Origin of the sequence: Tsukamurella soli, from assembly GCF_039541155.1 — a bacterium.
Taxonomy (GTDB): Bacteria; Actinomycetota; Actinomycetes; order Mycobacteriales; family Mycobacteriaceae; genus Tsukamurella; species Tsukamurella soli.
Map to the genome: position 1 here is coordinate 1 of NZ_BAABFR010000009.1, position 19,512 is coordinate 19,512.

General features: G+C 71.0%; 16 protein-coding genes and 2 pseudogenes. 14 read left to right on the forward strand and 4 right to left on the reverse strand.

What is annotated here, in order from left to right:
* Nucleotides 1-181 (reverse strand): annotated as a pseudogene (locus ABD908_RS04445) (hypothetical protein); the annotation flags it as partial.
* Here ABD908_RS04445 and ABD908_RS04450 point away from each other — a divergent pair.
* A complete protein-coding gene (locus tag ABD908_RS04450; RefSeq protein WP_344991448.1) occupies nt 180-1,409 on the forward strand; it encodes a SpoIID/LytB domain-containing protein in 1,230 nt (409 codons plus the stop codon). The pseudogene ABD908_RS04445 and the gene ABD908_RS04450 overlap by 2 nt on opposite strands.
* 5 nt (nt 1,410-1,414) lie before the next feature.
* Here ABD908_RS04450 and ABD908_RS04455 read toward each other — a convergent pair whose 3' ends face one another.
* Together ABD908_RS04455 and ABD908_RS27565 are read right to left on the reverse strand one after the other, a co-directional pair.
* Nucleotides 1,415-1,987 carry a LysR substrate-binding domain-containing protein gene (locus ABD908_RS04455; RefSeq protein WP_344991450.1) on the reverse strand — a complete coding sequence of 191 codons (573 nt, stop codon included), beginning with the start codon at nt 1,985-1,987 and terminating at the stop codon, nt 1,415-1,417.
* A gap of 226 nt (nt 1,988-2,213) precedes the next feature.
* Nucleotides 2,214-2,339, reverse strand: a pseudogene (locus ABD908_RS27565) (helix-turn-helix domain-containing protein); the annotation flags it as partial.
* Nucleotides 2,340-2,654: 315 nt separating this feature from the next.
* Between ABD908_RS27565 and ABD908_RS27570 the strand changes: the two are divergent.
* Nucleotides 2,655-2,981, forward strand: coding sequence for a helix-turn-helix transcriptional regulator (locus ABD908_RS27570; protein ID WP_385924615.1), 327 nt, complete (start codon nt 2,655-2,657; stop codon nt 2,979-2,981).
* Nucleotides 2,982-2,983: 2 nt separating this feature from the next.
* Here the strand turns inward: ABD908_RS27570 and ABD908_RS04465 are convergent, their stop codons facing one another.
* Complete coding sequence (locus ABD908_RS04465) at nt 2,984-3,463, reverse strand: hypothetical protein (protein WP_344991456.1); 480 nt, start codon at nt 3,461-3,463, stop codon at nt 2,984-2,986.
* A gap of 224 nt (nt 3,464-3,687) precedes the next feature.
* On the opposite strand from ABD908_RS04465, the gene ABD908_RS04470 reads away from it, so the two are divergent.
* The 12 genes from ABD908_RS04470 (at nt 3,688) to fadD32 (ending at nt 19,508) form a co-directional block, all read left to right on the forward strand.
* Complete coding sequence (locus tag ABD908_RS04470; protein ID WP_344991459.1) at nt 3,688-4,962, forward strand: MFS transporter; 1,275 nt, start codon at nt 3,688-3,690, stop codon at nt 4,960-4,962.
* On the forward strand, nt 4,955-6,187 hold the full coding sequence (gene glf / locus ABD908_RS04475) for a UDP-galactopyranose mutase (protein ID WP_344991462.1): 1,233 nt from the start codon (nt 4,955-4,957) through the stop codon (nt 6,185-6,187). Before ABD908_RS04470 ends, glf begins: the two co-directional genes overlap by 8 nt.
* Entirely contained in the window at nt 6,184-8,106 is a 1,923-nt protein-coding gene (locus ABD908_RS04480; RefSeq protein ID WP_344991465.1) for a glycosyltransferase, read from the forward strand. Before glf ends, ABD908_RS04480 begins: the two co-directional genes overlap by 4 nt.
* Nucleotides 8,103-8,693, forward strand: coding sequence for a phosphatase PAP2 family protein (locus tag ABD908_RS04485; protein WP_344991468.1), 591 nt, complete (start codon nt 8,103-8,105; stop codon nt 8,691-8,693). Before ABD908_RS04480 ends, ABD908_RS04485 begins: the two co-directional genes overlap by 4 nt.
* Nucleotides 8,690-9,607 (forward strand): decaprenyl-phosphate phosphoribosyltransferase, encoded by a 918-nt coding sequence (locus ABD908_RS04490; protein WP_344991471.1) that lies wholly within the window; start codon nt 8,690-8,692, stop codon nt 9,605-9,607. The genes ABD908_RS04485 and ABD908_RS04490 overlap by 4 nt, the downstream gene beginning before the upstream one ends.
* Entirely contained in the window at nt 9,585-11,864 is a 2,280-nt protein-coding gene (locus ABD908_RS04495; protein ID WP_344991474.1) for an arabinofuranosyltransferase AftB family protein, read from the forward strand. Before ABD908_RS04490 ends, ABD908_RS04495 begins: the two co-directional genes overlap by 23 nt.
* Nucleotides 11,865-11,984: 120 nt before the next feature.
* Nucleotides 11,985-13,685, forward strand: coding sequence for an alpha/beta hydrolase-fold protein (locus ABD908_RS04500; RefSeq protein ID WP_344991476.1), 1,701 nt, complete (start codon nt 11,985-11,987; stop codon nt 13,683-13,685).
* Nucleotides 13,686-13,841: 156 nt separating this feature from the next.
* Nucleotides 13,842-14,321 (forward strand): DUF732 domain-containing protein, encoded by a 480-nt coding sequence (locus ABD908_RS04505; RefSeq protein ID WP_344991478.1) that lies wholly within the window; start codon nt 13,842-13,844, stop codon nt 14,319-14,321.
* A gap of 3 nt (nt 14,322-14,324) precedes the next feature.
* Nucleotides 14,325-15,338 carry a cutinase family protein gene (locus ABD908_RS04510; RefSeq protein ID WP_344991480.1) on the forward strand — a complete coding sequence of 338 codons (1,014 nt, stop codon included), beginning with the start codon at nt 14,325-14,327 and terminating at the stop codon, nt 15,336-15,338.
* A gap of 18 nt (nt 15,339-15,356) precedes the next feature.
* Nucleotides 15,357-16,322 (forward strand): cutinase family protein, encoded by a 966-nt coding sequence (locus ABD908_RS04515; protein ID WP_344991482.1) that lies wholly within the window; start codon nt 15,357-15,359, stop codon nt 16,320-16,322.
* Between the two features lie 102 nt (nt 16,323-16,424).
* Nucleotides 16,425-17,408 carry a TIGR03621 family F420-dependent LLM class oxidoreductase gene (locus tag ABD908_RS04520; RefSeq protein ID WP_344991485.1) on the forward strand — a complete coding sequence of 328 codons (984 nt, stop codon included), beginning with the start codon at nt 16,425-16,427 and terminating at the stop codon, nt 17,406-17,408.
* Between the two features lie 192 nt (nt 17,409-17,600).
* Nucleotides 17,601-19,508, forward strand: coding sequence for a long-chain-fatty-acid--AMP ligase FadD32 (fadD32, locus tag ABD908_RS04525; protein ID WP_344991488.1), 1,908 nt, complete (start codon nt 17,601-17,603; stop codon nt 19,506-19,508).
* Nucleotides 19,509-19,512: the final 4 nt, after the last annotated feature.

Sequence of the window (19,512 nt, forward strand, 5' to 3'; positions counted from 1 at the left end):
CCCCCGGCGCGGCGAGCGGTACTCCCGCGGCCGGAGCGGCTGCGGCGAGCGCCATCGCGACTCCGACGGCCGTCGTCGCAAAGCCGGCCGCCCCGGTGGCCACCACCGCGCCGCGGTAGCCGAGCGAACCGACCCGGCCGGCCGCCATGATGGTGGACGCGAGCACCGAAGGAGACCGCATGCCCGTGTGGATCGACGGAGGGCCCCGTCGTTCCCTCCGTCGGCGTGTCGTCCGGGCCGCGGCTGTGACCGCCGTGGCGGGGCTGGCGATCGGGGGCGCCCTCGGCGGGGCGCCGTCGGATCCCACAGCGGTCGCCGATGCCCATGCCACCGTGACGTTCGTCGGATCGGGTAACGGCCACGGCCGCGGGATGGGGCAGTGGGGCGCCTTCGGGTACGCGACGCGCGGCTGGAGCGCCGAGCGGATCCTCGACCACTACTACGGCGACACCACGATGGGCCGGGTGCGTCTCGACACCCCGGTCACCGTCCGGCTGTCCAAGCTGCACGGGGTGTACGTCTACGCCGCGGCCGGCGCGAAGGTCGCCGGGCAGAGAGTCGGTCCCGGTACGGCCGTGCTCCTCGACGGGACCCGCGCCGTCGTCACCCGCGGCTGCGGCGGACCCGTCGTCCGCACCATCGCCGACCCCGACCAGACCGTGCACCCGGTCGACGCCGGCCGGTCGCGTCCCGCGGACGAGATCCTGCACTTCTGCGGTAGAGGCCTCGCGTACCGCGGCAGCCTGGCGCTGCAGGGCGGGCACGTGTACAACATCGTCGACATCGAGGACTACGTCCGCGGCGTCGTCCCGGCCGAGTCCCCCGCGACGTGGGCCGATCAAGGCGGCTACCAGGCGCTGCGGGCCCAGGCCGTGGCGGCGCGGTCGTACGCGCTGGCCACTGCGCCGGCCCGGGGGACCCGATTCGACGACACCCAGGCCTCGCAGGTGTACGACGGCTACAGCCACGAGGACCCGCGCACCGACCGCGCCGTGGCCGATACCGCCGGCCTCGTGCGGAAGCGCGACGGACGGGTGATCGCCACCGAGTTCTCGGCGTCCACGGGCGGCTACACCGCCGGCGGCGTCTTCCCTGCGGTACCAGACGCGGGCGACGTCGTCTCGCCGTATCGGGACTGGACGGCCACCGTGCCCGCCGCCGAGATCGGGACCGACTTCGGCATCGGCTCCCTGCGATCGATCGCCGTGACCCGCGTGCAGGCGACCGGTGTGCCGCGCGCAGAGGAGGTGCTCCTCGTGGGCACCCGCGGCACCAAGACGGTGACCGGGGACGACCTGCGCAGCAAGCTCAAGCTGAAATCCGACATGTTCGTCATCGAGCACGCCCCCGGCGCCGGGCGCCCCGTGCCGGTGCAGCCCGCGCCCGTCACCGCCCCGTTGGAGCCCTGACGCCGTCATCCCGCCCAGGCGGGCACCCATACCTCGTCCGCGGACCCTGCCCGATACCGCGCGCGGAGGTGGCCCAGGAAGTCGGCCAGCACGGGGTGGGCGTTGGCGCGGCGCCACACGAGTGACAGCGGGTACACCGGGCACGGGTCGACGACGGGGATGCGGCGCAGCCCCAGGCTCTCGGGCCACAGGTAGTGCGACCCCGCGCCGACCAGCGTCGCGAGCCGCGGTGACGCCGCGATCTCCGCGACCATGTCCTCGACGCCGAAGCTCGGCCCGGCCGTGTCGATCGAGAGGCCGAACGTCGCGGCCAGGTCCTCGTAGTAGCCCACCGGTTCGCTGTCGGACAGCCCGGGCATCCACAGCGGGTGCGCTGCCAGCTCGGCGGCGGTCACCGTCGTCGCCGCGGCGAGGGGGTGCTGCGGGCCGACGAGCACCTGATGGCGGTCGTCGATCAGGCGCTCCGCCACCAGACCGTCGGGGAGCGCCGCGTGCCGCAGCGATCGGAACGCGGCATCGACGGTGCCGGCCGACACCTCCGCCAGCGCGACAGGTGCCTCGGCGAGCAGCGTCACCACATCGAGATCGATGCCCGGGACGCATCCGGTAGAACTCCCGCAGCGCGGCGGCGGGCGCGATCCGGCGGTTCACCACGTCGATGCGCAGGCCTCGGCGACCGGGCGTGACCGCGGCCGTCGCGCGCTCGGCGGCGCGCAGCAGTTCGCGGGCGTGCGGCAGGAACGCCTGGCCGTCGACGGTGAGCCGCACGCCCGTCGGTGTGCGCGCGGCGAGACGTACGCCGAGCTCACGCTCGAGCGCCGCGAGCCGCTTGGACGCCGCCTGCTGCGTGACGCCGAGCTCGTCGGCGGCGGCCTGGATCCGGCCGGTGTCCGCGACGGCCACGAAGGTGGCGACCGCATCGAGCTGCACGGGCCGAACCTACCCGCACAACCGGCGGTTGTGGCGCGCCGCGCGGGCGGTTGTTGGCGTCCGGCACCGTCGCCCGGCTTCGATATCGGGATGCGGATGACGAGACCGGGCCCGGAGTTCCGGTGGTTGTGGGCGGCGTACGCGGTGAGCGCGTACGGCAGCGGCCCACTTCGCACACACTGTCCGTTGCGTAACATCTATGATACGATTGGCTTGAGAGGGGTGATCACCATGACCGGTACCAGCGCCTTCTGGGACGACCTTGCGCGCGACCTCAAGGACCCCGAGTTCCTTCGGGAGTTCGTCGTCGAGTCCATGCGCATCGCCACCATCGACGAGGTCGTCAACGCGCTCGATGACGCTCGCGAAGCAGCCGGGCTTTCCAAGGCCGCGCTCGCTCGTGCCATCCAGGTCGATCCGGCGACTATCCGGCGCCTCTTCGCCTCCGACAAGTCCAATCCGACGCTCGGCACGTTGGCCGAGGTGGCCGCCGCCCTCGGCATGAGAATCACCATCGAGCCGCTTGCCGAGGAGGAGCGGACGTGGGTCACCGAGCCTCTGCTGGCTGGGCGCACCGCGGACCCGGCGGGCCTCGCTCGCCACCTCCACGGGCTGCGGACCCGTTCCAAGGTCCCGGCGTAACCTCAGCCGACTGATCGCGGGTTGCGGCTCGAGTACTCCTCACCCATCGCGCGCACCGCTGTGTAGTCCGCGTCACTCAACGTGGTGCGAAACGGCTTGTCTCGACCGTCGATAACCACCAGCAGCGGCTTGTCTTGCCCCTCGGCCTCGTAGTCGAGCAGGCAGAACAAGCGGTAGTGGTGCCGCCTCGGCCCGTCGATACGGATCTCGAACCACCCGCTCATCTCGCCCTTCATCGCCTCCCAGTAGCCGCCACCGGCGAACCGCTTCGGCGGTGCTGTCGCGACGGCGATGAGAACGGCGTTGGCCTTCGCGCGAACCGAAGCCGGCCAGGACCGCAGGGAATCACGGCCCGGCTCGGCCTGCGCGGGGTCGTCCTTGACGTGTCGCTTGAAGTAGACGATGTCGTGCGCGTCATCAGGAGACGGCCCCGTGCGTACACGTGGCGCAGGGGCGTTCTTCCGATTCTTCGAGCTCGCCATCGTCGCCAACGCTATCCGCGACGTCCGACATCACCCGGGAGGCAGGTGCCGCCGTGATGCGGAGAAGTAATGCAAACGACCAGCCACCGAGGGGGTAGACCATACCTGTCGACGTCGCTACCCAGCCGGCGTGGACCCGGTGCGCACAACCAGCGGTTGTGGCGCGCCGCGCGGGCGGTTGTTGGCGTCCGGCACCGTCGCCCGGCTTCGATATCGGGATGCGGATGACGAGACCGGGCCCGGAGTTCCGGTGGTTGTGGGCGGCGTACGCGGTGAGCGCCTACGGCAGCGGCCTGGGCTTCGGCGCGTTCTCGGTGGTGGCGATCGTGGCCCTGCACGCGGGTGCGGCGCAGGTGGCGGCGCTCTCGTCGGCGGGCCTGATGATCGGCGCGCTGCTGGCGGTGCCGCTGGGGCCGTGGGTCGAGTTCCGCGCGAAGCGGCCGGTGATGATCGCGATGGACGTCGCACGGTTCGCGGCGCTCGGCTCGGTGCCGGTGGCCTACGCGCTGGGTGTGCTGACCTTCGCCCAGTTGCTGACGGTGTCGGTGATCGCCGCGGCGGGGAAGATCGTGTTCAACGCGGCATCCGGTGCGTATCTCAAGACGGTCGTACCGGCCGGGTCGCTGCTCGTGGCCACCAGCCGGTTCGAGTCCACCACGTGGTCCGCGACGATCGTCGGTCCGCCCCTCGGTGGCGCCGTGGTGGGGCTGCTCGGGCCGGTCGCCGGCATCGGCATGGACGCGCTGAGCTATCTGTTGTCGGCGCTCGGCGTGCTCGCGATCCGGCGCCCCGAGGCGCCGCCGCCGGGTCACGGCGCGCGTGCGGGTTCGCGGTGGTCCGACATCGCCCAGGGCTGGCGCTACATCGCCGCGCATCCCGTGCTGCGCCCCCTGTTGGCCAATGCCGCCGCGGTGAACGCGCTGATCATGGCCGGCGAACCGGTGCTGTCGGTGCTGATGCTGGCGCGCCTGCACTTCCCGGTGTGGCAGTACGGCCTCGCGTTCGCCGTGCCGTGCATCGGTGGGCTGGTCGGAGCCCGGGTGGCGCCCCGCATGGCCGCGCGGTGGGGCCGGCCGCGGGTGTTGCACGTGTTCGGCGCGCTGCGCGCGTGCTGGCCCCTCGGTCTCGCCTTCGTCGGCCCGGGCGCAGCGGGGCTCGCGGTGGTGATGGTCACCGAGCTGGGGCTGATCTTCTGCTGCGGCGTGTACAACCCCGTCCTCGCGGCGTATCGGCTGGACGCCGCCGGGCCCGAGCGGCGAGCCCGCGTACTCACCGCGTGGTCGATCACCACCAGCCTCGCGATCGCCGTCGCCACCGCCGGCTGGGGGCTGCTCGCCGAGGTCACGGGCCCGCGCGCGGCCCTCGCCGTCGCCGGCCTCCTGCTCCTGGCGACGCCGGCGCTGCTACCGCGCCGCATCCGGCCGGGCTCGTCGGGCCCCGACCCGCGCCGGACCGGACCGGCCGGCCGCGGTTCCGATACCCTGAGTGCCCGTGGCTAGCGAAACCCCCCCGGCGCCGGAAGCACAGCGTCCGGGCCCCCAGACCTATGACCTGATCGTGGTCGGCTCGGGCTTCTTCGGTCTGACGGTCGCCGAACGGGCCGCGTCAGAGCTGGGCAGCCGCGTCCTGGTCGTCGAGCGCCGTTCGCACATCGGCGGCAACGCGTACTCCGAGCCGGAGCCCGAGACGGGGATCGAGGTACACAAGTACGGCGCGCACCTGTTCCACACCTCGAACGAGAAGGTGTGGGAGTACGTCAACCGGTTCACCGACTTCACCGGCTACCAGCACCGGGTGTTCGCGCTGCACAACGGGCAGGCGTACCAGTTCCCGATGGGCCTGGGCCTGGTCAGCCAGTTCTTCGGCCGGTACTTCACGCCGGACGAGGCGCGGGCGCTGATCACGGAGCAGGCGTCCGAGTTCGACTCGAAGGACGCGCAGAACTTCGAGGAGAAGGCGATCAGCCTGATCGGTCGGCCGCTCTACGAGGCGTTCATCAAGCACTACACCGCGAAGCAGTGGGAGACCGACCCGAAGAACCTGCCGGCGGGCAACATCACGCGGCTGCCGGTGCGTTACAACTTCGACAACCGCTACTTCAGCGACACCCACGAGGGGCTGCCCGTCGACGGGTACACCGCGTGGCTCGAGAACATGGCCGCGTCCGATCTGATCGACGTGCGCCTCGACACCGACTGGTTCGACGTGCGCGATGCCGTCCGCGCCGCCGCCCCGGCGGCCCCCGTCGTCTACACGGGGCCGCTGGACCGGTATTTCGGCTACTCGGCGGGTCGCCTCGGCTGGCGCACGCTGGACTTCGAGACCGAGGTGCTGCCGACGGGTGACTTCCAGGGCACCCCGGTGATGAACTACAACGACGCCGACGTGAAGTTCACACGCATCCACGAGTTCCGGCACTTCCACCCCGAGCGCGACTACCCGTCCGACAAGACGGTGATCATGCGTGAGTACGGACGCTTCGCCAAGGATGACGACGAGCCGTACTACCCGATCAACACCCCCGAGGACCGCGAGATCCTCGCGTCGTACCGCGACCTGGCCAAGGCCGAGACCGCGCGGGAGAGGGTGTTGTTCGGCGGCCGCCTCGGCACCTACCAGTACCTGGACATGCACATGGCGATCGCCAGCGCGCTGACCACGTTCGAGAACACGCTGCGCCCACACCTCGAGTCCGGTGCGCCGCTCGCGGAGGAGACCAAGTGACGGCAACCGATCAGACTCGAGCCCTGCTGCAGCGGGTGATCCTGCCGCGGCCCGGCGAGCCGCTCGATGTACGGGCCCTGTACCTCGACGAGGCCGACACCAACACGCGCCGCGCCCACGCCCCGACGCGTACCTCGCTGTCGATCGCGGAGGACTCCGAGGTCAGCTTCGCCACGTATTTCAACGCCTTCCCGGCGTCGTACTGGCGGCGCTGGACGGTGCTGAAGAGCGTCGTGCTCCGGGTGACGGTGCGCGGCACCGTCCGCGTCGACCTGTACCGGTCCAAGGTCGACGGTTCCCGGATCGGCCTGGGCGGGTCGCTCGTCGAGCTCGACGCCGAGGGGATAGGCACAGCCGAGTTCACAGCTGATCTGGGTCCGTTCGAGGACGGTGGCTGGATCTGGTTCGACCTCACCGCCGACAGCGACGCCGAACTGGTGTCCGCGGGCTGGTACGCGGCCGTCGACGAGGCCACGCTCCCCACCGAGAAGCGCGTCACCGTCGGCATCCCCACGTTCAACCGACCGGACGACGCCGTCGAGGCGCTGCGCGCGCTCACGTCCGACCCCGAGGTCGACGCCGTGATCGACGCGGTCCTCATGCCCGACCAGGGCACGCGGCGCGTCGTGGACCACCCCGACTTCGCGGCCGCGATCGCGCCGCTCGGCGACCGCTTCCACCGCTTCGAGCAGGGCAACCTCGGCGGCTCGGGCGGCTACAGCCGCATCATGTACGAGGCGCTGCGGCTCACGGACTCGCCGTACGTGCTGTACATGGACGACGACATCGCGATCGAGCCCGACTCGATCCTCCGGGCGCTGGCGTTCGCGCGGTTCGCGAAGACACCGATGCTGGTGGGCGGGCAGATGCTCAACCTGCAGGACCGCAGCCACCTGCACTGCATGGGCGAGGTGATCGACCGTGGCCGGTTCATGTGGACCGCGGCCCCGTTCGTGAAGTACGACCACGACTTCGCGAAGTACCCGCTGAGTGACCGCAAGTACAGCCGCGACCTGCACCGGCGTATCGACGTCGACGGCAACGGCTGGTGGATGTGCCTCATCCCGCGCGCCGCGGCCGAGCAGATCGGGTTGCCGCTCCCGCTGTTCATCAAGTGGGACGACTGGGACTACGCGCTCCGCGCTGCGGCCGCCGGCTTCCCGACGGCGACGGTGCCGGGCATCGCGATCTGGCACATGGCGTGGTCCGACAAGGATGACGCGATCGACTGGCAGGCGTACTTCCACCTGCGCAACCGGCTCGTCGTGGCCGCGCTGCATCACAACGGCGACCACCGCGGCATCATGAAGAGTTCGGTGAAGGCGCTGCTCAAGCACCTGCTGTGCCTCGAGTACTCCACCGCCGCGATCCAGATCGAGGCGATGCGCGACTTCCTCGCCGGGCCGGAGGGGCTGTTCGACCTGCTGCCCACCGCGCTGCCCAAGGTGGCCGCGATGCGCAAGGAGTTCCCGGATGCGGTGGTGCTGCCGTCGGCGACCGAGCTGCCCCGCGCGACCGGGGAGGCGACGGCGCTGGGCACCTCGATTCCCCTGAGTCCCGTCGCGAAGGCCAAGACGCTGGCCGCCGCCGTGCGCAACAACCTCCGGCCCGCCGACCCGCGGCACCACGAGGTGCCGCAGGCCAACTACCCGCCTATCGAGGCCCGCTGGTTCAGCCTCGGCCGCGTGGACGGGGTCACCGTCACCACCGCCGACGGCCGCGGCGTGGTCTTCCGGCAGCGCGACCGGGACAAGATGCTCGACCTGATGCGGCGCAGCCTCGCCGTGCACCGCGAGGTGGACCAGCGGTTCGACGAGATGCGGGAGCGGTACCGCGCCGCCTACCGCGACCTCACGAGCGTCGAGGCGTGGAGCAGGGTGTTCGAGCCGACCGGCACCGAGCAGGAGGAGACGAAGTGACCGACCTCAGTTCCGAGGAGACGGCGCTGGTGGCGGTGCAGGCCCTGCTGGTCGACCGTCCCGGAGTGCTACCCGCGGCCCGCGGCCTGAGCCACTTCGGCGAGCACGCGCTCGGCTGGATGGGCGCGGCCGCGCTCGGCGCCCTGCTGGACCGCCGGCACCGACAGGAGTACGTCACCGCGGGCGTCGGCGCGTTCGGTGCGCACGCCGCGTCGGTGGTGATCAAGCGCATCGTGCGCCGCAAGCGGCCGGACCACCCCGCGATCGCCGTCGGTGTCGGGACGCCCAGCAGGCTGAGTTTCCCCTCCTCGCATGCCACCTCGTCCACGGCCGCCGCGATCCTGCTGGGCCGCGCCTCGGGGCTCCCCGGCGGGGCGCTGCTGGGCGTCGCCGCGGTGGTGCCTCCGATGCTGACCTCCCGGCTGGTGCTCGGCGTGCACTATCCGACGGATGTCGCGGCGGGTGCCGCGATCGGAGCGGTGAGCGCGGCCGTCGCGATCGAGGGTGAGAGACTGTGGCGTCAGCGCAGCAGGGGTCGGGCGCCCGGCCGGCTGTCGACCAGGACGAAGGGACAGCGCACCGCATGAGCGAGGAGCCGATCGAGCACGGCGAGCTGAAGGCTCCGTCGAACCTCGTCACCGGGCTGATCAAGGCGGTGCGCCCGCGGCAGTGGGTCAAGAACGCGCTGGTCCTGGTGGCGCCGTTGGCCGCCGGTGTCCACGGCATCACCCGGCACGGACTGATCGGCGTCGCGGTCGCCTTCGTCGCGTTCTGCATGGTGGCGTCCTGCGTGTACCTGGTCAACGACGCGATGGACGTCGAGGCCGACCGCGCGCACCCCACCAAGCGGTTCCGTCCGATCGCCGCGGGCGTGGTGCCCCGGACCCTCGCCTTCGTGCTCGCCGTGGTGCTGGGCGTCGGTGCGCTGGCCATCTCGTTCCTGGCGAACTGGCACCTGGTGGTGGTGATCGCGATATATCTCGCGATCCAGCTGGGTTACTGCTTCGGCCTCAAGCACCAGGCCGTGATCGACATCTGCATCGTCAGTTCGGGCTTCCTGCTGCGCGCCGTGGCCGGTGGTGTGGCCGCCGACCTGCCGAAGGGACTGTCGCAGTGGTTCCTGTTGGTGATGGCCTTCGGGTCGCTGTTCATGGCCGCGGGTAAGCGGTACGCCGAGCTGCAGCTCGCCGAGCGCACGGGCGCCAAGATCCGCAAGTCGCTCGAGTACTACACCACCACCTACCTGCGGTTCGTGTGGACGCTCGCCGCGACCGCCGTGGTCCTGTGCTACGGCCTGTGGGCATTCGACAAGGCCCATCCGGCGAACGTCTGGTACGCGCTGTCGATGGTGCCGTTCACCATCGCGATCCTGCGGTACGCGGTCGACGTCGACGGTGGCGAGGCGGGAGAGCCCGAGGAGATCGCGCTCGGCGACCGCGTGTTGCAGGTGCTGGCGCTGGCGTGGGTAGGAGCGGTCGTTGTCGCGGTCTACGCCGCGTGACGGTGCACCGGGCGGTGAGCCCGGTGCCGGGCGCGGGGCACGAGGTGGCGGTCGGGGTATCCAGCCGCGTGACGGTGCACCGGGCGGTGAGCCCGGTGCCGGGCGCGGGGCACGAGGTGGCGGTCGGGGTATCCAGCCGCGTGGCGGTGACGACCCGGTCACCGAGCGGTTCCATCTGCCGGGCCGGTTCGGGCCGCCGCTGACGGGTCCGTTCCGCGCGCAGCGCAGCGACCCACCCCCGCGTGACCCGGACGACACCTTGCGCGCGGAGCTGCGCGACGCGGTGCCGCTGCCGCGGTTGACGCTGTGGATCGGGGTGCTGGTCAGCGCGGTGCTCTTCGGCTACGGGGCGTGGCAGCGCCGGTGGATCGCCGACGACGGCCTGATCGTGCTGCGCACGGTGCGCAACCTCCTCGCCGGCAACGGCCCCGTCTTCAACGTGGGCGAGCGGGTCGAGGTCAACACGTCGGCGGCCTGGACCTATGTCGTGTGGTTCTTCACCTGGATCAGCGGCGAGCAGATCGAGTACGTGGTGCTGACCGTCACGATGGTGCTCACGATCCTGACGCTGCCGCTGGCGATGCTCGGCACGGCCCGCCTGTACAAGGGCGGGGGCGATTGGTCACGGCTGCGCCGTGGTCTGCTGCTGCTTCCGGCCGGTGGGTTCGTGTACATGGCGCTGCCGCCCGCGCGGGACTTCGCGACCTCCGGCCTGGAGCAGTCGCTCACCCTGTTCTGGATCGCCGGCATGTGGTGGCTCGCCGTCGCCTGGAGCCAGCACGACCCGGACGAGGTCACTGTCCGCGCGCGGCGGACCGGCTGGGCGGTCACGCTGGGGCTGGCGTTCGTGGCGGGCCTGTCGTGGTTGGTCCGCCCGGACATGACGTTGATCGCCGCGATGGTGCTGCTCGTGATGGTGGTGGCGCCGATCGGCGCCGTACGGCGGGTCGCCATCGTCGTCGTCGCCGGGGTGCTGCCGCTCGGCTACCAGATCTTCCGCATGGGGTACTACGGCCTGCCCGTGCCCAACACCGCGATCGCCAAGGACGCCAACGGCTCGAAGTGGGGGCAGGGCTTCATCTACCTGTTCAACCTCATCGACCCGTATGCGCTGTGGCTGCCGGTGGTCCTGCTGGTACTCGTCGCGCCGGTGGTGCTGTTCATCGTGGCCGGCGCCCGCGCGGGCCGCGTGCCCGAGCAGGCGACCCGGCACCGTCGCACCCGGCGCGGTGGGTCGCGGGGCCGAGGCGGCGTCGCCGGCCTGCGCGCCCGGCTGCGCAGCCCGGGGGTGATGGTCGCGCTGTTCGTGGTCGGCGGTCTGCTCGAGGGCGCGTACTGGCTGCGGCAGGGTGGCGACTTCATGGCGGGACGCGTGCTGCTCGCGCCGCTGTTCCTGCTGCTGCTCCCGGTCCTCGTGCTGCCGCTGCGTCTCCCCGCCGCACAGGCCGACCGTGCCGGCGGTCGCCTCACCGCCGCGGCGCGGCTCGCGGGCGACTACTCCGGTGCGGCCGCGGTGGTCCTGGTGTGGGCGCTGGTGATCGGCTGGGCGGTGTACGCGTCCACGTTCCGGGGGCTGCCCGACGGCACCTACATCGGCCGTTCCGGGATCGTCGACGAGCGGGCCTTCTACTCGCTGCAGACCGGCCACGCGCATCCGGACACGGCCGAGGACTACCTCGACTACCCGCGGATGCAGTCGCTGCAGCAGATCCTGGCCGCGACCCCGCGTGGTGGCGTGTACATGCCGTCGTGGGACTACGACTGGTGGTATCTCGACCCCATGCCGTACCCGCTGGAGAAGGGGATGGTGGACCGGCAGACGGTGTTCTTCCTGAACCTGGGCATGACCTCGATGAACACGGACCTGTCCGTCCGGATCTGGGATCAGGTGGGGCTGGCGTGGCCGATGGCGACGCATACCGCGCGACTGGTGGACGGCCGGATCGGGCACGACAAGGACCAGTACCCCGACTGGGCGATCGCGGAGGCGAAGAGCTTCCCGAAGCACCCGCTGCTGCCCTGGATGGTCGATCCGGACTGGGTCAATCAGGCACGCGTGGCGTTACAGTGCCCGGCGATCGTTCAGCTGCGTCAGTCGTACTCGGCCCCCCTCACGTGGGACCTGTTCAAGCGCAACATCAAGCTGTCGTTCGCGACGATGAAGTTCCGGATCGACCGCGTGCCCAAGTACACGCTCGAGATGTGCGGCCAGAAGGTGCCGCCGCCGCTGACGGATGCGCAGAAGAACGTCCGCTAGCCCGACCGGGTCGGCGCCGGTGCGCGTTGGTCCCGGGCCGTGAATCACATCCGTGTAAGACTTGACTCGGCTGGGCCGACGTCCGGCCGGGAAGACGTCGACGGCGGAGGGTTCGCGAGGATGGGCAAGCGCAGTGCGCGCCGGATGACGGGGCTGGTCGGGGCGGTCGCGCTGGCGACCGCGGCGGTCTGTCCGGCCCTCGCGGCTCCGGTCCAGGCGGCCCCGCCCCGCCCCGCGCTGGCACCCGGGACCCCGAGGCCCATGGCACCCGCCGCCGTCCCGGCCGGGGTCCGCATCACGTCCACCACGTTCGAGACCGACCGCGAGGTGGACCTCACCGTCCACTCCCCGGCGATGGGCACCGACGTCAAGGTGCAGCTGCTGCTGCCGAGCGACTGGTACGCCGATCCGAAGGCATCGTTCCCCACTCTCTATCTGCTCGACGGCCTGCGCGCGCGCGACGATCAGAACGGCTGGCTCCTGAACACGAACGTCGCGGACTTCTACCGCGACAAGTCCGCCCTGATCGTGTTGCCCGTCGGCGGGCAGTCCAGCTGGTACACCGACTGGCGTCAGCCCGACAACGGCCGGAACTACCAGTGGGAGACCTTCCTCACCAGGGAACTTCCCCCCGTGCTGCAGCGCAGCTGGCGCGCCACCGATTCGCGGGGCGTCGCGGGCGTGTCGATGGGCGGATCGGCGGCGTTCATGCTGGCGGCGCGCAACCCGCACTTCTACCGCTTCGCGGCGTCGTACTCGGGCATCCTGTCGATCAGCTCGGCCGGTATGCCGGAGGCGATCGGCGCGGCGATGCAGAACGCAGGGAACTACGACGCGAACGACATGTTCGGGCCACCGTCGGATCCGGCCTGGGTGGCGCACGACCCCCTGGCGCTGGCGGGCAAGCTGCGCGGCACCAGCCTGTACTTCAGCTCCGGCAACGGCAGCCAGGGCGACCCCGGCCAGTCCGCCCAGGCGCCCGGCGTGTCCGCCGACCTGCAGGGCAGTGCCCTGGAGATCCTCGCGCGGTCGTCGAACCAGGCCTTCGCGGTCCAACTCGACAAGCTGGGCATACCCGCGCAGGCCGTGTACCGGCCGTCCGGAACGCACACCTGGCCGTACTGGCAGTTCGAGAACGGCCAGGCGTGGCCGCAGGCGCAGGCCGCCCTCGGCGTGCCCGCGGCTCCGCCGTGCCGGCCGGGCGGTGTGATCGGCACCGCGGCGTCGACGTTGAAGACGATCGGCACGTGCCTCACCCCCGAATACGCCGTCAAGGGCGGCCGCGCCCAGGACTTCACGGGCGGCCAGATGTTCTTCTCGCCCAAGACCGGCGCGCACGCCGTGGGCGGTGCCATCGCGGGTGAGTACGAGCGTGTCGGCGGCCCGGCGTCGGTGCTCGGCCTACCGACGTCCGACGAGACGGCGACGCCCGACCACAAGGGTCGGTACCAGCAGTTCCAGGGCGGCACCATGTACTGGACGCCGGCCACGGGCGCGCACTACGTGGGCGGCGCGATCCTCGCGAAGTACGCGTCCGCGGGATACGAACGCGGCCGTCTCGGCTACCCGCTCACCAGCGAGACCAAGCTCGCGTCCGGCGCCTTCAACCAGTTCACCGGCGGCTACGTGTACTGGTCGCCGCGCACGGCCGCGACCATCGTTCCCGCCGGGCCGATCTTCGCCGAATGGGGAAGGCTCGGCTACGAGTCCGGTCGGCTGGGCTATCCGGTGCTCGACCCGCTGCCCGTGCCCGGCGGCACGATCTCGCGGTTCGAGCACGGCACGATCAGCGCGGTCAACGGCACCACGCGGGTGCAGTAGGGCAGCATGGGTCGCCTGAGAAGGTCTCTCATGAGCGCCCGGTAGCCTGGCACAGTCGCCGGGGCGGTCGAACACGCGACGCGCCCACGCAGGCGGATCGGGCACCTACAGGCGGTGCGCGACAGGCACGAGATCGAGGACGGGAAGCACACCGAGATGGTTCGACTTCACACGGCAGCGCAGCCGCGGTTCCGCCGCGCGCTGGGCGTCGCCGCCCTGGCCGGCGCTATCGCGTTGGGGGCCACCGCGTGCGGCGGGAGTTCGACGGTGACGGCGCCCACGGCGCCCGACCTGTCCGGCGGGGGCACGGCGTCGGCCGGTCCCACCACCCTGCCGGCCACGGGCCCCAGCTCCACCGCGGCACCGTCGGGCTTCCCCGGCGAGTCGGCCACCCCGATGTCCGCAAAGGAGAAGGCGTTCGTCGCCACGATCCGCGGTGCGGGTATCAACGCGCCCGACGACGTGGTGGTCCTCGCGGGCAACTACGTGTGCAGCTCGGTCGCGGCCAACCCCAAGTCGTCCAACCTCGAGATCATGATCAAGGCGATGCTCGGACCGGGACAGACCGACGAGCAGGCTACCGCCGACGCGAAGACGCTGATCGCGAAGGCCGAGTCCGGATACTGCAAGAAGTAACCGATGTCGAGACCCACGCAGCCCGGACGTCCCGGACGGCGCCGGCCGTCGGCCCTGGCCATGGGCGTCGGGATCATCGCGCTCGTCGCGATAGTCCTGGTGATCATCCTGGTGATCAGCCTGCTCAGCAGCGGGCCGTCGGCGCCACCGATCACGTCGCCGTCCTCCTCGGCCGCGCCGTCGTCGTCGGCCGTGGCCAAGCCGGCCAGCCAGCCCGCCGACTGCCCGGACGTCCTGATGATCGCGATACCCGGCACCTGGGAGTCGAAGAGCACCGACGACCCCATCCACCCCAAGGCCAACCCCAACTCCCTGATGCTCAAGGTGACGGCGCCGCTGCAGAACGCGTTCCCCGGCGCGCGGCTCGAGGCGTGGACCACGCCGTACATCGCGCAGCTGTCCAACCCGATCGCGATCCCGCCGGACGGCCAGGCCAGCTACACCACCTCGCGTGAGCAGGGGGACAGCAGGACCCGCGCCGAGCTGACCACGATGTACGCCCGCTGCCCGCTCACGTCGGTGATCCTGACGGGCTTCTCGCAGGGCGCCGCGATCGCGGGTGACATCGCGAGCGACATCGGCAACGGGAAGGGCCCGATCCCCGCCGACAACGTCATCGGCGTGGGCCTGATCTCCGACAGCCGGCGCGAGCCGGGCTACTCCAACACGGTGGGCCCGGACCCGACGGGGGTCGGCGTCGAGGTCGCGTTCAACGGTCTCGACATCGACGGCCTCACGCTGCGCGGTCAGCGCCCCGGCGGCTTCGGCACACTCAAGGGCCGCACCTGGTCCCTGTGCGGTTCGCACGATCCCATCTGCAACGAGCCGGCCGACGTGTTCGATGTCAACGCGATCGCGACGACGATGCCCAAGCTGCAGTCTGTGCTGACGGGCAACTCGCACGCGCTGTACGCCACCACGCAGGACTGGTCGTACAAGGGTGAGTCCGCGGTCGTGTGGATGGGGCACTGGGCGAGTGGCCTGATCAACGCCGCGCCGCGACCGAAGCACAGCTAGCAGATGCACAGCTAGCGGATGACGGCAGGCGGAAGACGCGCCCTGACCCTGATGGGCCTCGGCGCGGTCCTCGCGGCGATCATCGCGATCGTCGTCGTGGTGATTCTGATCGCGTCGTTGCTGCGCCCGGGCGTGGGGCCGAGCCCCGTCGGCCCCACGCCCGGGCGTCCCACCGCCCAGCCCGCCGACTGCCCCGACGTGCAGGTGATCTCCGTCCCCGGCACGTGGGAGTCGTCCGCTAACGACGACCCGATCCACCCGCACGCGAACCCGCGGGCGCTGCTGCTGCAGGTCACGGGTCCGCTGCAGCGCGCGTATCCGACCAGCCGCGCGGCGGTCTACACCGTCCCGTACGTGGCGCAGTTCCACAATCCGATCGCGATCCCGCCCGACGGCCAGGAGACCTATGCCGCATCCCGGGCGCAGGGGACCGGCCGCGCGGTCGCCGAGATCACCCGGGTGCACGCGCACTGCCCGCTCACCGGCTTCGTACTGATGGGCTTCTCCCAGGGCGCGACCATCGCCGGCAACATCGCGAGCGACATCGGCAACGGCCGGGGGCCGATCCCCGCCGCCGACGTCCTGGGCGTGGGCCTGATCTCCGACAGCCGGCGCGTACGCGGCGAGGCCACGGCCATCGGCCCCGATCCCGACGGTCAGGGGGTCGAGGTGCTGTTCGGCGGGCTCGACCTCATGGGCGTCGATCTGCAGGGACGCAGGCCGGGCGGGTTCGGCACCGTCGCCGGGCGCACGGTCACCATCTGCGGCGCGCGGGACCCGATCTGCAACGAGCCCGACCACCCGCTCAACCCGCTCGACATCATCGGCAACGTGACGCAGCTGGCCACCGTCCTCACCGCGAACTCGCACGCCCTGTACGGCACCACGTCCGACTGGCAGCTGCGCGGGCAGACCGCGCCGCGCTGGCTGCTCGCCTGGGCGCGAGGCCTGATCGCCGCGGCGCCCACGCCGCCGCACACGTGACCGCCGGGCCGCGCATGTGTGCGGCCCGCCGTGCAACCCGATGCCCCCGCTACCCTGAGTGCCAGCCCTAGATCGACACCATCTTCTCGAGGAGCCCGCCACGTGACCACAGCCGAGCCCCGCAAGTTCCGCTTCGCCGCGGGCGGCGCGGGCAACTCCGACGAGGGCGGAGCCAGGAAGTTCGTCAAGCTCGCGCAGGAGGCCGAGGAGCTCGGCTACGACACGTTCGCGGTGCCCGACCGGCTCGACGCGCAGGTCGGCCCGCTCGCAGCGCTCGGCGCGCTGGCCGTGACCACCGAGAAGATCCGGCTGGCGACGTCCATGTTGGCGGCGCCGTTCCGGCACCCGGCGGTGCTGGCGAAGGAACTCACCACGATCGACGTGCTGTCGAAGGGGCGGCTCGAGATCGGGCTCGGCGTGGGCGCCTTCCGCGAGGACTTCGACAAGGCGGGGATCCCGTTCGACAGCCCCGCCGCCCGCGTCCGGCGGCTCGACGAGAGCCTGACGGTGCTGGAGTCGCTGCTGCGCGGCGAGGAGGCCGAGTTCGACGGCGAGGTGTTCTCGGTGCACGGCCTCAAGGGCTACCCGCGGCCGCGGCAGGGCCCGCGGCCCAAGATCGCGATCGGCGCGGGCGGCCCGCGGATGCTCGAGCTGGCGGCCCGCCGCGCCGACATCGTGTCGATCATGCCGAGCTCCACGGCCGACGGGAAGCTGCGGCTGTCGGAGATGTCGATGCAGGCGACCAAGGACAAGGTCGACCGGGTGCGGGCCGCTGCGGGCGACCGGTTCGCCGATCTCGAGCTGTCCTGGACCATCGCCACGATCGTCGTCACCGACGACCGCGAGCAGGTGGGGGAGTACGCCCTCAAGGCCATCGACCGCGGGCTGTCGCCCAACATCGAGGTCGACAAGGAGATCACCATCGAGGACGTCCTCGGCTCGCCGTACCTGGCGATCGGCACGTTCGACGAGATCGCCGACCAGGTGCGCCACACGCGCGCCGAGACGGGGATGTCGTACGTGGGCGTCGTGCCCACCCAGATGGAGGCGTTCGCTCCGGCGCTCGAGCAGCTCAAGGGCGAGTGAGCCGGGCGTCACGCGAGCCTGCTCGCGATTTTCGTTTCGCCCGGCGCGTCGCGCTAGGATGGTCGGGTTTGCGGAGACCACGGCGGCACATACTGACAACGCCGATCCGCGAGAGCTGAGAGAAGCGCGGGGCCGCCAGGCCGCCGGCGAGAGATGAACCCGGACGCGAGCCGTCCGGCCCGAGGAGTGCGGATGCTGAACACCGAGTTCGATCAGTTCCTGGACGAAGACGGCAACCTCTTCTTCAAGCCGGGTATGACGCTGGTCGATCACATCGACCGCAACGTCAAGGAGCGGGGGGACACGCTGGCCTACCGCTTCATCGACTACAGCCGCGAGCGTGACGGCGAGTACATCGACCTGACGTGGTCCGAGTTCGGCGCGCGTATCCGGGCCATCGGTGCCCGGCTGCAGCACATCACCAAGCGCGAGGACCGGGTGGCCATCCTGGCGCCGCAGGGCCTCGAGTACGTGACCGCGTTCTTCGGTGCGCTGTACGCGGGCAACATCGCGGTGCCGCTGTTCAGCCCCGACGAGCAGGGCCACACCGACCGCCTGTCGATCGTGCTCGACGACTGCAAGCCCACCGCGATCCTCACCTCCACCTCGTCGGCCGAGGCGTGCCGCAAGTTCTTCCGGCACCTGCCCGCCAAGGAGCGGCCGCGCATCATCGCCGTCGACGCGGTCCCGGACACCGTCGGCGCCACGCTGAAGCCGTTCCCCATCTACCGCGAGACCATCGCGTACCTGCAGTACACCTCCGGTTCCACCCGGAACCCGGCCGGCGTGCAGATCACGTACGAGGCCGTCGGCACCAACGTGCTGCAGATGATCGACGCGCTCGACCTCAACGAGAACTCGCGCGGCGTCACCTGGCTGCCGATGTTCCACGACATGGGCCTGCTCACGGTGATCCTGCCCGCGATCGGCGGCAAGTTCATCACGATCATGAGCCCGGCCGCGTTCGTGCGCCGCCCGGGGCGCTGGATCCACGAGCTGGCCGCGATGGACGACGGTGCCGAGACCTTCGCCGCGGCCCCCAACTTCGCGTTCGAGCACGCCGCCGCCCGTGGCCTGCCCAAGGAGGGCGAGAAGCTGGACCTGTCCAACGTCGCGGGCCTGATCAACGGCTCCGAGCCGGTCACCGTGTCGTCGATGAAGAAGTTCAACAACGCGTTCGCACCGTACGGCCTGCCGAAGACGGCGATCAAGCCCTGCTACGGCATGGCGGAGGCCACCCTGTTCGTCTCTTCCACCAAGCGGGAGAACGAGGCGAAGGTCGTGTACGTCGACCGTGCCGAGCTGGCCGCGGGCCACTTCGCGCCCGTCGACGAGCACTCCGAGGGCGCCGTGCCGCAGGTCTCCTGCGGTGACATCGCCCTGTCGCAGTGGGCGTGCATCGTCGACCCGGAGACCGGACACGAGGTCGAGGACGGCAGGGTCGGCGAGATCTGGCTGCACGGCATGAACATCGGGTCGGGCTACTGGAACCGGCCTGAGGAGTCCCGCGAGACGTTCCAGAACCGCGTGATCCCGCTCGCCGAGGGCAGCCACAGCGCCGGCGTCAAGAAGCTGGAGCGCGCGAAGTGGCTGCGCACCGGCGACTACGGCGTCTACTTCGAGAACGAGCTGTACATCACGGGGCGCGTCAAGGACCTGGTGATCGTCGACGGCCGCAACCACTACCCGCAGGATCTCGAGTACACGGCGCAGGAGGCCAACAAGAACCTGCGTGTCGGCTATGTCGCCGCGTTCTCGGTGCCGGCCGACGAGCTGCCCCGCGAGGTCTTCGAGAACTCGCATTCGGGTCTGACATTCGACCCGGAGGACCAGTCCGAGCAGCTGGTGATCGTCGCCGAGCGCGCGACGGGCGGCCACAAGGCCGACCCGCTGGTGGTCGCCGACGAGGTGCGCGCCGCCGTGGCGAGCTCGCACGCGGTGATGGTCCGCGACGTCCTCCTGGTGCCCGCGGGGTCGATCCCGCGTACCTCCTCCGGCAAGATCGCGCGGCGCGCCTGCCGCGCCGCCTACATCGACGGCACGCTCCGCGGCGGATACACGCAGACCGCGTTCCCCGATGCCGCGAACGACATGAAGTAACACT